Consider the following 13,196-nt stretch of genomic DNA (forward strand, 5'->3'; position numbering starts at 1 on the left):
CCGCCCTCCCAGATCTGAGTGCTCCCATCGTAGTTCAGTGCATTGGTGAGCGTCGTTTCATCCGCTGCAGCAGAAAAATCAATCTGCGACAAACTCTTGGGCATGAAATCAAGCGCGAAGAAGGCCATGCGGAAGCCTTCCAAGGCTGCCAGACGCGAAGACGAAGGATTTTGAGATGCAGGCATATAGGTGATCCAATGACTAGGTCAGAGTGAGTGGCACGATTCCTAGTTGCGTAAAGGCGTCACAATTAAAGAAGTGAGAACTGTGGGTTCTGAACTCATTACAATCCTATTGGCAACATGGTTTTTGTTTACAACCAGTTGGTCATTTTCGGGCCTTGTTTGTGTTTTTTTTGCGAAAGGCCCCGGAGGCGGCGCCCAACTTTGTGAGTGGTATTGAGATTCTCCCTAGCACGTCGGATTCAGACATTCTTTACTGACCAAGCGTTCTGGGCTTCGGTCGGCAGCATTCTGCTGATCAGCGGATATCTGCAGGCATTTAACAGCCGCCTAGGACGGGAGTCGGGGCTCGTTCGCCAAGTGGGTTTAGGCTCGGGTCCACCAAGGCGTGATGCCGGGCACGGAGCAGTGACTGGAAAGGCCATTGCGCCGGAAACTTGACGCCCGGTGAATTTACGGTCCAATTGAATCAAACCTGAAAGATCCCATGAAGTCTTACCCCGAAACGGAGTGAACTTGATCCCGGTCACGTATCAGAAATCTAAATGGATCACTCCTGCGGAACTAATCAAAAGGTAGCGGCCAGACCCAAAAGCCCTTCTGTGGACTTTGCTCCTCAGCCTACTTTAGGTCACAGGACAAGATTAACAAGCTGCACTCTCTACGTTACAAATACAAACGAAAATCAAAGGCTTAAAAAGTGACTTCAAAATTTAGGTGCTCTTTCGACCGTTTTCTTCTTGTCATAAATTGCTCACTCATTCTTTTGATCTCTCTGATCGCTGTATTCTCATTTTTCGTCGGGATATTTTATGACACAGACCACTTTGCTGACACGTTTTTCATACTTGGAGCGGCCTGGCGTATTTTAGAAGGGCTTCGGCCCGTTATTGACTTTGGCCACTTTTACGGCGGCTTCATATCCGAAACACTTAGCTGGACAATGTATGTGTTCGGGACTCATGCTTCAGTGTTTTACCTACATAGTATTTTCTTAGGTTGCGCACTCATCGCATGTGCATTTCTGTTTTCGAGAACTCATATGTCGCCACTTGGATTCTCTGGCGTGGCATTAGTCATTCTCACGCTATTGCTGACACGATATCCACTGGAGTTTAATGACCAGGTTATCCGGGTAATCTCAACGCATTCGTTTTTTTATAATCGTTTTGCGCAAGCTGCGATGTTTGTTGTGACGTTGTTTGTAATCTTCAAAAACGATCGTAAACGCCGTGAGGTGTTTGGGGGCGGTGTTTCTGGCATGTTGGTGGGCGCTGTCTGCTTGACGAAATCCACGTTTGTGCTCGTTCTGCCCGGTCTTTTCATTGCGCTGTTGATCATGCGGCGTTGGTTTGCAGCAGGCGGTGCGCTAATTGGATTGGGGCTGTTTGTACTTGTGTTTGACCCCAACCTTCAGCGCTTCTTTGGCTCATTGGATTATGCCCTCGCTCATGTGGGCGAGAGCAACGGCATTATGGGGCTCATAAGGAAAAGTGTACAAATCCCACTTTACCAACCGGTTGCCCTTTGCGCGACTTTGTTTGCCGTTGCCCTTTGTGTCAAAGACGCAACAATACGAGTGCCAGTCGCATCAGCTATTATTCTTGCAGGGACAGTCGTCGGCATGACCGCAACCATGGGCGGCAATGGATCTCTCGGCCAGTTGGCCCTGCCTACTTTGATCGCTTTGTGCATTGGATGCGCGGAACTCGCCCGGAAACACTCTGCCGAACACGAACCCGTTATTCGATATATCTCGGTCATCCTCATCCTGGCTTTTGCCACGCCACATGTGGCGAATATGCTTGGCGCTGCGGCGGAGGGATATTCGCGAAAATCGGAACGCCTGATCGAACATGGACCCTATGCGCGGTATTTGAGTGTACCGGAGCAGCAAGGGGAATCGAGCGGTCCTACCCAATATGAAATGCTTGCGGACGGCATCACCGCTTTGCGCGCATTAGGTGAGCCATCTCAATGGGGTGTCGTTGCAGATTCTGGCATTACTTTTGAACACGCACTTCTGGCCAAGCCCGTTGCCGGTTACCCGCTGTGGCAACGTGCTAGCGCGCCGGAGCTCGGCCCAGATCGCGCGTTGAGCGACGATATCGACATTATTCTTCTTGCACGTGGCGAAGCATTCGGAGCCACCTCAATCCTCAGATCAAAAATGACAGATAAATTCACTGTGTGCACCATTTCTAATTATTGGGAGGTATATGCACACCAAAGGCTTGCGCTTACCAATTGCGCAAAAGGCTCTAATTAACTGGTACAAATTTTGCACGATCATAGAGCAGGAAGCGCATGAAGCCGTACTCATCCTGTGTATAGCGAGGACGGTAAGTTCTCTCCATCAAGTTAAACTGCGTCACGTTTGCGGTAACCGGATCAAAACTTGAAACATCCAGGAAAGCCTCGACACTGAGGCCCGTCTCTTTAGCGTATTGCGCTTTAAGAGAAGCGAAATTCTTTTGCCTCTGCTCCAAATCAGGATCATCAAATTGCAGTCCTAAATGGGCAGTTATATCTTTGGCAGGGGAACCGGAATAGATATGGTTTTCTTCCAGATCTTTGACAGCAACACTACCGGTCATCAGCATTGAGCGTTTAGCAGCTTTAATGGGCCCCGTAATTGAATGTCCGACGAGCCAAACATCATCTTCCAATATAAGCGAACCAGATGAATTCCATCGACAACCTGCTAGCATATCGCCAAATTTCATATGGCTCCAAAGTTGCGAGTGCGCCCCAGCCCCCACGTTGTTCCCAATTCGCGTGAGACCACCCAAAGAGTCGATGATACAATAATGACCGAACCAGCAATTGTGGCCTATACTGGTTTCGATACCATGGATGATACCTCCATGGTGGATAGTTGTGTAATCCCCAATAGTTAGGTGCTCGACATCGATGTATAAATCACGGCCCAGGAAACAGCCAAATCCAATTGAGATGGTTTTGCAGCTCGGGCCGAAAGTGACATTCTCCCCAATTCGTGTCTGCTTACCAATATCGATCTGTGTCTCTGCGTTTTTCTGTGTATAGAGCATGATCTTTTTTGTTTCCCGCACCTGTAAGTTAACTGGCGTGGCAGCCTTGGAAATAGTTTTAGAACTTTGCTTTGCCAAACCCAAAGAGCCTTAAACAACTATAAATCACTGCAGCCGTTAGGCCAATGTTGAGAAACTGAGCAACCTCGGGCCTTAGAAACTGTGTCAATACAAAGATAAATCCAAGCGTAGCGACAAACCCAACACCATAGGCCAGAAGAAAACGGACCAAATCAGATCGGTGGCCTGCGGTACTTTCAAAGGACCAGCGTCGATTGGCCAAATAGCTTATGCCCAAACCAAATACGTAGCATATTGCAGCGGCCCAAACGGGCGGAACTGCGCCCCAGATCAAGACAACGAAAACACAATATACCACCAGATTTGAGCCTATTCCCACAAGACCGTATCGGTAAAGGCTCCTTGGGATCACAGTGTCACACATCCCGCGCACGAGACAGTGCAGTCTCTTCAAGATCCGTGGTCTCCTGGATCAAGATGCGAGGGCGCCCTTGCACCTCTCGGAAAACACGACCCAGATAAAACCCATGTATTCCCAGAGTGGCCAAGATCAGCCCTGATAAGAACCAGATTGACAAGATGGTACTGGTCCAACCCTGGACTGTGAAGCTTCCCGCCAGCCACATCATAAGCAAGACAAAGGAAATCAACGCAGACATTCCGCTTAGGGCACCGCCCAACAGCACACTCAGTTTCAGAGGGCGGTCAGAGAACCGGATCACAATCGCAACAGCTAGGCGCAAAAGCCGGAGAAAATTATAAGAACTGGAACCCTCATGGCGGGTACCCCGGTCGACTTGATGTTTTGTCGTTGGGTACCCTGTGAGGCTCACCATAATGGGCAAGAAAATCTCTTGCTCGGTAAACAGCAATAATGTGTTGACCATACGGCGGCTGTAGATACCGAAGTTGCCGATATTGTCGATCTTGACCCCGGCGAGCCACTTTACGAGCGCATAGAAAGAGTTTGATGCCATCCGCCGGAGCTTTGAGTCCGACCATGTGCCCCGATCCACAATAACGGCTTCCACATCATCTTGCTGCACAAGACGATAAAGCTCTGGGATAACACTGGGATCATCCTGCAAATCGCAGTCAATCACAACGATGAAATCACCGCGCGCAGCTTCCAGCCCCGCCCAGATCGCGAGGTGTTGTCCATGATTGCGCGCCAACCTGATACCTCGGATACGAGGATCTTTTGCAGACAGCTCTTCTATCACCGGCCAAGGTTGATCTGGGCCGCGATCATCAACGAGCACAAGTTCCCAATCAAGACATTCATCTTGGAAAGCCATCTCTACGCGCTTGGCAAGCTCTGTCAGCGTGCTACGGCATCCATATATTGGAGAGATGACACTGATCAACGTCGCCGACGCATCATGGGCTGTTTGAATGCTGTTCGTCATGTATTTTCGAGCGCCCTATTCGCGACCTCAATCACCGTCTCTACGTCGCTTCCAAGGTCAAAGAACATCGGCAAACGAACCAAAGTGTCCGAGATCATATTGGTAACACGTAAGTCACCTGATGTACGGCCAAATTTCTGTCCCCCTGGCGAGCTGTGCAGTGGCACGTAGTGAAAAGGCGTGATCACGCCATTCTGCCTCATAAAATTGATGAACTCAGTCCGCGTGTTCAGCGAGTCCATCAAAAGATAAAACATATGCCCGTTGCCTTCGCAATTTAGAGGCGTATCGGGCAATCTGATCTGTCTTTGCGCCACCTGCGCCTCAAATGCCTCGAAATAAGTGTCAAAGACCGATAATCGCCGCGTTCGGATGGCGTCCTGCGTTTCTATTTGCGCGAGCAAAAAGGCCGCTATTAATTCTCCCGGCAGATAGGAAGACCCAACATCCACCCAAGTATATTTGTCGACAGCACCGCGAAAGAACTGCGACCGGTTGGTCCCCTTTTCTCGGATAATCTCGGCACGCTCCACCCAGTCTGGACGATTGATAACCAACGCACCTCCTTCGCCACTGATGACGTTCTTGGTCTCATGAAAACTGAAGGTGGCAGCGTCACCGAAAGTCCCTGCTTGCTGACCATTATAGGTTGACCCAAGCGCTTGGGCAGCATCTTCAACCAAAAACAGATCATGAGCCTTTGCTAACATAACGAGACGCTCTATGTCCGCCGGAAACCCAGCATAATGCACTGCAAAGATAGCCCGCGTCTTCTCTGTGATTGCCGCTTCAACTGCATCGGGGGCCATGCAGAGGGTCGACACATCAATATCTACAAAAACAGGCGTGGCACCGCGCAGGACAACCGCATTGGCTGTTGAGACAAAGGTGAAAGAGGGCATTATGACCTCATCTCCTGGCGCCAAATCACAAAGCATCGCCGCCATTTCAAGTGCAGCCGTACAAGAATGTGTTAGTAGTACACTTGGCGCACCCAACTGCGCCTTGAGCAAATTACAACAGCGCTCAGTGTATGTTCCGTCACCAGCCAATTGCCCCCGTCGCACGGCATCCCGGACATATTTTATTTCATTTCCAACAAGACTCGGTTTGTTGAATGGGACATCTATTTCGTTCATCTTTATCTTCTAAAAATTGTTTTCAGATAGTAACTTTATTATAATACTACGCAAAGTGAATGTCTTTTGCATTGGCCTCTGTTTACCGTTGATAGCTCGTCCATCCAAACCTTGTTTTTCGTAGCTCATGGCTAGGCACTAAATTCCGACAACATTGTATTGATGTGGAAATTTCGACGAAGCCATTCTCGGCATTGCTTAGGGCTGCCTTCATGTTGTCGACGAACACACTTCAGATACAAGGATCTCGATTGGAGCTAGATTCTTTTTTCGCATGCGAAAGCGAACGTTCTATCAGACTGTAAATAAGGGAAATTGTATGCTGAGCTGTGGAAACATAAGCACTTCGAGACCCTTTGGGCTGAAACGTCTCAAATGCTCCTCTAGTGTTGGTGCGCACCACGCATTTTCCGAAAATGTGTTAGGCACGCCGTTTAGCGAGCCACTTACGCAGATCTTCCACCAGTCCAGCGTCCAGCCCCTGCCCTTGCAACACGATCCGCCCTCGTTTGGCTTCCAGGTAAACCCCTTTGGCAACTTCTTCACCGCGCGTTTTAGTTTGCGCAGAGCGCACGCCCTGCCCGTTTGACACTTTCGCCAGCGCGCGTTCCAGCGCGCGGCGTTCGGATATCGAGTCCACGGCCGGTGTCTTGCGCAAACTGTCAGTGAGGCGTTTTCCGAACTCTGGCGTTGTTTCGATGGTTTTGACCAGGGCGAGTCCGAGTTTCTCGGGGATGGCCGCCGGGAAGCGCAGATGTGTGCCCAGAGCGTTGTGCAGACGCATGAACGCAAGGATTTTGGACCGCTTAGACGCGCTGGCATGGGCAAAGAGTCCTTGGACGGCAGCTTCCCCTGAAGCATAGACGCCGATGCGTGCGGCCTCCGAGGCCACACGGGCGCGTTCGTAGAACGACAGGTTGGCGCGGATCTCGTTTTCTTCGACCATCGCGACATAAGCGGCATCGGCGCTCTCTGGAGCCCGGATCAGCGCCAGCACAGAGCCCTGCTTTAGAGCTTTTAGCGCTTCCAGCCGGCGCAGACCCGAGATCAGGCCATATCCGCCATCCGGCAGCGCCACGACTTCAATGGGTGTTTGCTGCCCACGCGCCGCCAGGCTGGCCTGAAGGGCCTCCATTTCATCAGGGTCCAACACGATCCGGTCGCGCAGCAGATGATCCACCTTGATGTCATCCACTGGCAGAGACTGGATCAAGCGCCCCTCTTCGCGGGCAGCGCGCATTGCCTCAGCAACCTCTTCAAAAGCACCCTGCCCTGCGGCCTCGCGCGTCACATGGGCGATCGGCGCACGTCCGGGTGCGCCAAGGGCCGCTCCATGGGTCCTGATCTCCTGTGCCGGAGACACATTCTCAGGGTTGGCCGGTTCCAATCGTCTGCGTTTGGCCATGCTCTGTCTCCCTGTCTGGTTACTCAGCCGCCGATGTCGCCTGCGCCAGTTCATCACGGCGCCATGCTCCGATGAGAAGTTGCTTGAATGCGGCATAGGTCTCATCGAAGGTTGCCCGTCCGCGGGCATAGGTGTCGCGGTTAAAGTCGCGGTAATCAGCCTCATAGATACCATGCACCTGCTCGCCCGTCTGACCAATCAGAGCAGTGTAATCTTGCCGGAAGGGAGACAGGCGCCGCCCGAGATAGGCCTGCATGAGCCCTGCCATCTCGGCCTGTTGCGAGGCATCGTAACGGGTGATCACAGTCTGCACCGCATCCCACTCAAATCTTAGCTCGGCACGCCCAAGCGCCCGTGCGGCCATGTTTTCACCTTCTTCAATGGACTCAAAAGCAGAGTGCATCATGTCAAAAAACCGCCCCGTGCTGTCAAACTCCACGAAGGAGGCGCCGGTGGGCACGATCAGGATATCCGCTGCCGCCAGGCCGTTAATTGTCAGATAGCCAAGGGCGGGGGGCGTATCGAGCACGATGAGATCATACTGATCCAGCACGCCATCGGCTTCCAGCGCCTCGGTGAGAGCATCCCAAAGCTTCCAGCTGCGAGCGGCAAGACGCCAGACGGGGATTTGGAATTCGGACCAGTAGAGGTTCAACTGCGCACCGATCAGATCAATGTTGGGCCAATGGGTGGGGCGGATGAGATCCACCGAGCTGATGTCCAGTGCTTCTGTCAGTGTTTCATCAAGTGGCAGGGGAGCTTCGCCTCGGTCCAGCCGCCGCTGGTTTTCGCTGCGCAAATGCATCGCATAATGCCGCGCGATCAGTGGGAAGACCGTCTGCCATTCGTCTTCAACTTGTCCGTTAAGAATTGACGTCATCGACCCCTGGCTGTCGAGATCAATCACCAGCACCTTGTAGCCGTCGAGCGCGGCAGACATTGCGAGATGCGCTGCCGTTGAAGTCTTGCCAACCCCGCCTTTGAAATTGGCCACGGCCGCAATCTTGGCGGGCAGGCTCTCCGGACGATAAGGCAGATATTCTTTGGCCTTAGATCCTTCCGCACCAAAATGCGCCCGCAACCGCAAGACCTCATCAAAGGTAAACCACTTCGCGCCACCCTCTGTCTCAGAGCGCCCCTGTGGCAAGTCAGGATGAGTGCGCAACACACGACGGAAATGAGCGGGAGCTACGGGGATCAGATATTTGGTGATTTCCCACGTGGAGAACAGGCGCAAGTTCTTGGCCCCTGTTGCATCCAGCCCTCGGCTTGCAAGATCTGTGCGCCCCTTTAGACAGGCTTCCGCAATCTCTCTGAAGTCTTGAGTAGACACAGAATTTTGCAATGATGACAAAGCTGCATCGGGAGAGATGTTGAAATAGGGCGGGAGGTCTGCTCTGCTCATAAGCCTCTCCATGTATCACGTTTTTTCCAGAATATCAAAAATCATGGTACATGCAAGAAAACATATGCCCCTTCCGACTCTTTCTAAGTAATTTCAGAGATTTGCCTTAATGTGAAAAGGTTTGGTGATTTGCTGGTTTGGTCCCTTAAGCTTGTTAATTTTTAGTTATTATATAGTTACGAAATATCTATGTCTTCGGTAACATATTGATATTGAATATATTTTAGATACCTCTTTGTCTTCGAGTGACTCTGAAGCCACGATAGAGTGATTCTGATCCCACGTTTGAGCGACTCTGAAGCCACGATCTGAACAGTGGCCCTGTGGACAGAATCGAACCCCTCCCCTAGGGTCGGGTGTTAATGAAACACCGAAAGCCGGGCAGCCTGATCGGGACAAGCGCGGTGGGATCGAGCAGAGCCATGACATATTTTCTACCGACCGCATTGCGGATCGGAGCCTTCTGATGAATGCAGGTATTGCGACCGGCGGCGGGGCGGGACCTGAGGACTTTTTCGTTTGCGATTTTTTTGCAGCGGTGCCCAAACATGATCTCGCTTCGATGGAGCATCCGCTCTTTTCCCTCTCGACGCGTCCAGATCGGCGCATACTCGAATACCGGCACAATGATGTGGAGGTTGTGGTCACGCCATCCGTCAAAGGGCGCGCTACGATCTTTGATGCAGATATCCTGATCTTTTGTATCTCGCAGTTGGTGGCCGCGCTCAATGCAGGCAAACCGACGGCGCGTACACTCACGCTGACCGCTCATGACCTGCTGCTGGCGACGGGGCGGGAAACCTCCGGGGATGGCTACCGACGGCTGCGCGATGCCTTTGAGCGCTTGGCAGGCACACGCATCACCACCAATATCGCCACGGGTCCCAAGGATGATCCGCTCGAAGTCACCACTGGGTTCGGTCTGATCGAACGCTGGGAAATTGTGCGGCGTACCCGCGGCGGCCGTATGGTCAGCGTGGCGGTCACACTGTCTGACTGGCTCTATCGTGCCGTACTGGCGAAGTCGGTTTTGACCTTGAATAGAGAGTATTTCCGACTGCGCCGCCCGTTGGAGCGCCGTCTTTACGAGCTGGCACGCAAGCATTGCGGACGTCAGCCGGAATGGCGGGTTTCGATAGAGGTGCTCTGCAAGAAGTCGGGCTCGGCCTCTCCGCGCAGAGTGTTCCGTGCCATGGTGCGCGAGATCATTCGTGATGGCCGGTTGCCGGATTACACGCTCACCGAGGAGCCGGGGGATATGATCTGCGTGCGCCCGATGGCCGTGATTGAGGAGGCCGCAGGAGCAGGGGCTGCGCTTGCCCCGGAGACTTTCGAGACCGCCCGTCGCTTGATACCTGGCTGGGATGTCTATGCGCTGGAGGCCGACTGGCGCGCCATGTGGCACGCCTCCGGCCAACCTCGCCTCAAAAGCGCGGACGCTGCCTTTCTTGGGTGGGTAAAGAAACGCGCTGCCGAGATGTGATTTTCCGGTCAGGTGTCTCGGAATTCCCCTATTTTTCGGAACCGCTTGCGCTAGTGTTTCGCATGCGAAAAGGGTTGTGTTTTAGAGATGTGGAATAAAGGGCAACAGGACTGAGCTTGGAAGGGCGTTATGCTGGAATGTGCGTTTGAAAGCTGGTCGCCGACGATTGGAGACCCGAGTCTCATGGGCTGGCTCACAGTGGTTGCCTATGTTGTCGCGGCGGTTGTAAGCTTGCGTACTGCGTTAGTTGGGGATTTTCCTGCGGCTCTGGCGGGCCGGGAAAGAGCGTTCTGGGTGTTATTGGCCGTGCTTTTGTCTCTGCTCGCGCTCAATAAGCAATTAGACCTGCAATCTTTTCTAACCGCTTCCGCACGCTGTCTTGCGATCGAGCAGGGTTGGTATGAGAACCGTCGTCCGGTGCAGTTGGCCTTCATTGGAGCTGTTGGGATCTGCTGCCTGATCATTGGTTGGGCGGCGGCGCTGTTGTTGGGAAGAAGTCTGAGACGAACATGGCTCGCGCTTTTGGGGCTATGTGTTGTATTGGCCTTTATCTTAATCCGCGCGGCTGGTTTTCACCATGTCGATACGCTGATCGGTATGGAGATTTATTCCATCCGGGCAAACTGGGTTCTGGAACTGTCCGGTCTTGTATTGATCCTGATCGCAGGTCTTCTGCATCCTCGGTGGAATTCTGATCGAGTCCGATAAGGCAAGATTACTGGACATTTTCAAGAGAAATGGGGCAGGGCGAAAAAGCAGCCATAATGAGTAACAAAGCGCCGCAATCAAAAATACGGTAGAACTTTATTACTTCAAATTTAAGGCTTCGATACTTAACCAATCCTGTGAACTTATCTTTCACTAGCCGCAGAAACCTTGATGACATCGCCGGATTCTCCGCTGAAACTTTAATATCCCAACAAATCCGCCGCTGGGTTTTCAACGATGTCAACGTCATCGTAGTATTTCTGTGCCTGCGCGAGAGAGCGGTGCAGCGACAGGCGCATGGCAGCCTGGATCGGGGCGCCGTCGAGCGCGGCCTGGGTCAGAAAGCCCGAGCGTAGCCCGTGGGGTGAGGCGAAGTCGTCCGGTAGCCCGGCCAGTTTCAGCCGGTGCTTGACGATCTGCGCAATCGCATCCGGGGTCAGGCGGCGCTTCAGCACCCGGTCCGCTTTCGAGATCGGGCGGAACAGGGGGCCATCCTCGATCTGTCCAACCTCGACCCAATACACCAGCGCCTGTGCGGCGCGGCCCTTCAGCACCAACCGGGGCGTCTCGCCCTTGCTCGTGGTCTTGGTTTCCATCAGGGAAACCCAGACCACGCCTGATTTCTCAAACTCTTTCAGCGACACATCTTCGCGGCGCAACCCGGTGATCTCAGACCGGCGCCGGCCGCCCGAGGCCCAGCCCAGCATCAGGATCGCCCGGTCGCGACAGTCGCGGCGGGAGCCGCGGCAGGTGGTCAGCATCTGCTCTAGCACATCGCGGGTGATCGGATGGGCGGATTTCGGGGCTGGGGCGCGCGCAGCGGCACGACGCGCTTTGGCGCGGGCCTGCTTGACCTGCGGCGCATCGAACGGTGAGGCAAGGTTCTTCATCCGGTGAAAGGCCAGCCAGGAGGCGATGCGCCGGTCCAGTGTCGACGGGGCAGGGCAGGCCAGCGATCTGCGCAGTCCTTGCGCAATCAGTCCTTCCGCCGCCTGCCGGGCGATGTCGCCTTTGGGCGCATCGCCAAGATCGCGGGCATGATCGAGAATGAAAGCCAGGGCTGTGGCCTCACTCTCAGGCCAATCCAGCGCCGTGCTGAAGCGCGCTGACTTCCAGGCGGTGACATAGAGCAGGTCGCGCTCATAAGCCCGCAGCGTATTGGCAGGCGTGCCGCGGACATAGAGGTCCGTCAGCGCCTCTTGATCGGCTTGAGACAGGGCAGGGGAGGCGGCCGGGAGATATGGGGCAGGGGGCTTCATGTGGTCCATTCTGCGCGGTTTTCGCGGCAAGATCAATTACTCCTGATAAGGGATACTTATCGGATATGATTGATGAATTATAGTACATACCTAATAATAAGCATAAGGTTAGAATAATGCGCGCTAAGCTGACATTTATCCTATTTTTATCAGATTAGCACGGGGGTAGTATTGGTTGATGAGCAGCAAAAATTTCAAAAGTCTTTTATCGTTACCAAACCACGTCAAAGAAAGACAAATTTCATGCGATTTGGAAGAAACCGTGGAATTCCCAGCAAAAGAAGGCCAAAATGAAACGGTAAAAGGTCACTGAGTATTCGGCAGATCGCCGAGAAGAGCTCAAGGCAAAATGGAAGAGTCTGAATATGAAATCTATTGTCGTGCTGCTCGCTTCAATCGTGATCGGGGCTATGGCATTACCAGCCATGGCGCAGGGTTATCGCATTCAATCAGGTGATACGCTGCTTATTGAAGTGCTGGAAGATGAAAGTCTGAACCGTGAAGTCCTAGTACCTCCGGATGGTCGGATCAACATACCGCTAGCGGGTACGCTGCGTGCTTCAGGTCGAAGCGTTGAACAGGTTAGCAATGAACTGGCGCAGCTACTGGCTCCTAACTTCGCCTCTCAGCCGAATGTTTTTGTGTCGCTCGGTTCACTCAATGAGCCGCGAGAGCCATTTCGCAGAACAATTGATGTTTTTGTGATAGGCGAAGCCGGATCACCAGGGCGACATACACCGGAAAGTGGTACAACACTTCTGCAATTCTTCGGCGAGATGGGTGGATTTTCTAGATTTGCCGCCACAAAACGGATAATGCTGCGCCGTACAGACAAATCAGGTAAAGAAACCGTGTACCAGTTTAACTATGATGCGATGCTGGATGGCACAGGAACAGGGGCGTCGACAAAGCTAGCCGATGGAGATGTGATCGTAATTCCAGAACGGCGCTTGTTCGAATAACCCCGAAAAGGGGCGGGGCAGTGAAACAAAGGCTATTTGTACAGACGGCGTTGTGTGGCGCTGTGTGTTTTGTCGTAAACTCAGATAATCGTGCCAGAGCTCAAGGTGTAGACCTAGATCCCGGTGGCCCCCAAATGACGCTAGGCCTCGCTCAACGTATAGAATCCGGA

The 13,196-nt window shown here is 53.0% G+C and carries 12 protein-coding genes; 4 read left to right on the top strand and 8 right to left on the bottom strand.

Going from position 1 to position 13,196, the window contains the following annotated elements:
* Nucleotides 1-185: hypothetical protein (locus ACR0BI_RS21545; protein WP_480459937.1), on the bottom strand; the 185-nt coding region annotated here is incomplete at its 3' end.
* A gap of 763 nt (nt 186-948) precedes the next feature.
* Between ACR0BI_RS21545 and ACR0BI_RS21550 the strand changes: the two genes are divergently transcribed.
* A complete protein-coding gene (locus ACR0BI_RS21550; RefSeq protein ID WP_170598656.1) occupies nt 949-2,451 on the top strand; it encodes a glycosyltransferase family protein in 1,503 nt (500 codons plus the stop codon).
* On the opposite strand, the gene ACR0BI_RS21555 is transcribed toward ACR0BI_RS21550, so the two are convergent.
* The 6 genes from ACR0BI_RS21555 to ACR0BI_RS21580 all read right to left on the bottom strand — a co-directional run bounded on the left by ACR0BI_RS21555 (nt 2,444) and on the right by ACR0BI_RS21580 (nt 8,614).
* The gene (locus tag ACR0BI_RS21555; RefSeq protein ID WP_170399746.1) at nt 2,444-3,313 is read right to left on the bottom strand and encodes an acyltransferase; all 870 of its coding nucleotides are present in this window, start codon (nt 3,311-3,313) and stop codon (nt 2,444-2,446) included. The genes ACR0BI_RS21550 and ACR0BI_RS21555 overlap by 8 nt on opposite strands.
* Nucleotides 3,294-3,680, bottom strand: a complete 387-nt coding sequence (locus ACR0BI_RS21560) for a GtrA family protein (protein WP_170598660.1) — start codon at nt 3,678-3,680, stop codon at nt 3,294-3,296. The genes ACR0BI_RS21555 and ACR0BI_RS21560 overlap by 20 nt, the downstream gene beginning before the upstream one ends.
* A complete protein-coding gene (locus ACR0BI_RS21565; RefSeq protein ID WP_170399752.1) occupies nt 3,673-4,665 on the bottom strand; it encodes a glycosyltransferase family 2 protein in 993 nt (330 codons plus the stop codon). The genes ACR0BI_RS21560 and ACR0BI_RS21565 overlap by 8 nt, the downstream gene beginning before the upstream one ends.
* On the bottom strand, nt 4,662-5,804 hold the full coding sequence (rffA, locus tag ACR0BI_RS21570) for a dTDP-4-amino-4,6-dideoxygalactose transaminase (RefSeq protein WP_170567826.1): 1,143 nt from the start codon (nt 5,802-5,804) through the stop codon (nt 4,662-4,664). The genes ACR0BI_RS21565 and rffA overlap by 4 nt, the downstream gene beginning before the upstream one ends.
* Nucleotides 5,805-6,225: 421 nt before the next feature.
* Nucleotides 6,226-7,209: a ParB/RepB/Spo0J family partition protein gene (locus ACR0BI_RS21575; protein ID WP_480563011.1), complete on the bottom strand. Its 984-nt coding sequence runs from the start codon at nt 7,207-7,209 to the stop codon at nt 6,226-6,228.
* Nucleotides 7,210-7,228: 19 nt separating this feature from the next.
* Entirely contained in the window at nt 7,229-8,614 is a 1,386-nt protein-coding gene (locus tag ACR0BI_RS21580; protein ID WP_170399758.1) for an AAA family ATPase, read from the bottom strand.
* Nucleotides 8,615-9,080: 466 nt separating this feature from the next.
* On the opposite strand from ACR0BI_RS21580, the gene ACR0BI_RS21585 reads away from it, so the two are divergent.
* Both ACR0BI_RS21585 and ACR0BI_RS21590 read left to right on the top strand, forming a co-directional pair.
* The gene (locus ACR0BI_RS21585; protein ID WP_223118730.1) at nt 9,081-10,097 is read left to right on the top strand and encodes a replication initiator protein A; all 1,017 of its coding nucleotides are present in this window, start codon (nt 9,081-9,083) and stop codon (nt 10,095-10,097) included.
* A 183-nt stretch (nt 10,098-10,280) separates the two neighbouring features.
* A complete protein-coding gene (locus tag ACR0BI_RS21590) occupies nt 10,281-10,805 on the top strand; it encodes an isopropylmalate isomerase (protein WP_255612277.1) in 525 nt (174 codons plus the stop codon).
* A 200-nt stretch (nt 10,806-11,005) separates the two neighbouring features.
* On the opposite strand, the gene ACR0BI_RS21595 is transcribed toward ACR0BI_RS21590, so the two are convergent.
* Nucleotides 11,006-12,064: a tyrosine-type recombinase/integrase gene (locus ACR0BI_RS21595; protein ID WP_170598669.1), complete on the bottom strand. Its 1,059-nt coding sequence runs from the start codon at nt 12,062-12,064 to the stop codon at nt 11,006-11,008.
* 365 nt (nt 12,065-12,429) lie between these two features.
* Between ACR0BI_RS21595 and ACR0BI_RS21600 the strand changes: the two genes are divergently transcribed.
* On the top strand, nt 12,430-13,026 hold the full coding sequence (locus ACR0BI_RS21600; protein WP_170399770.1) for a polysaccharide biosynthesis/export family protein: 597 nt from the start codon (nt 12,430-12,432) through the stop codon (nt 13,024-13,026).
* Nucleotides 13,027-13,196 lie beyond the last annotated feature (170 nt).

The sequence above is a fragment of the Ruegeria sp. E5 genome, from assembly GCF_056534105.1.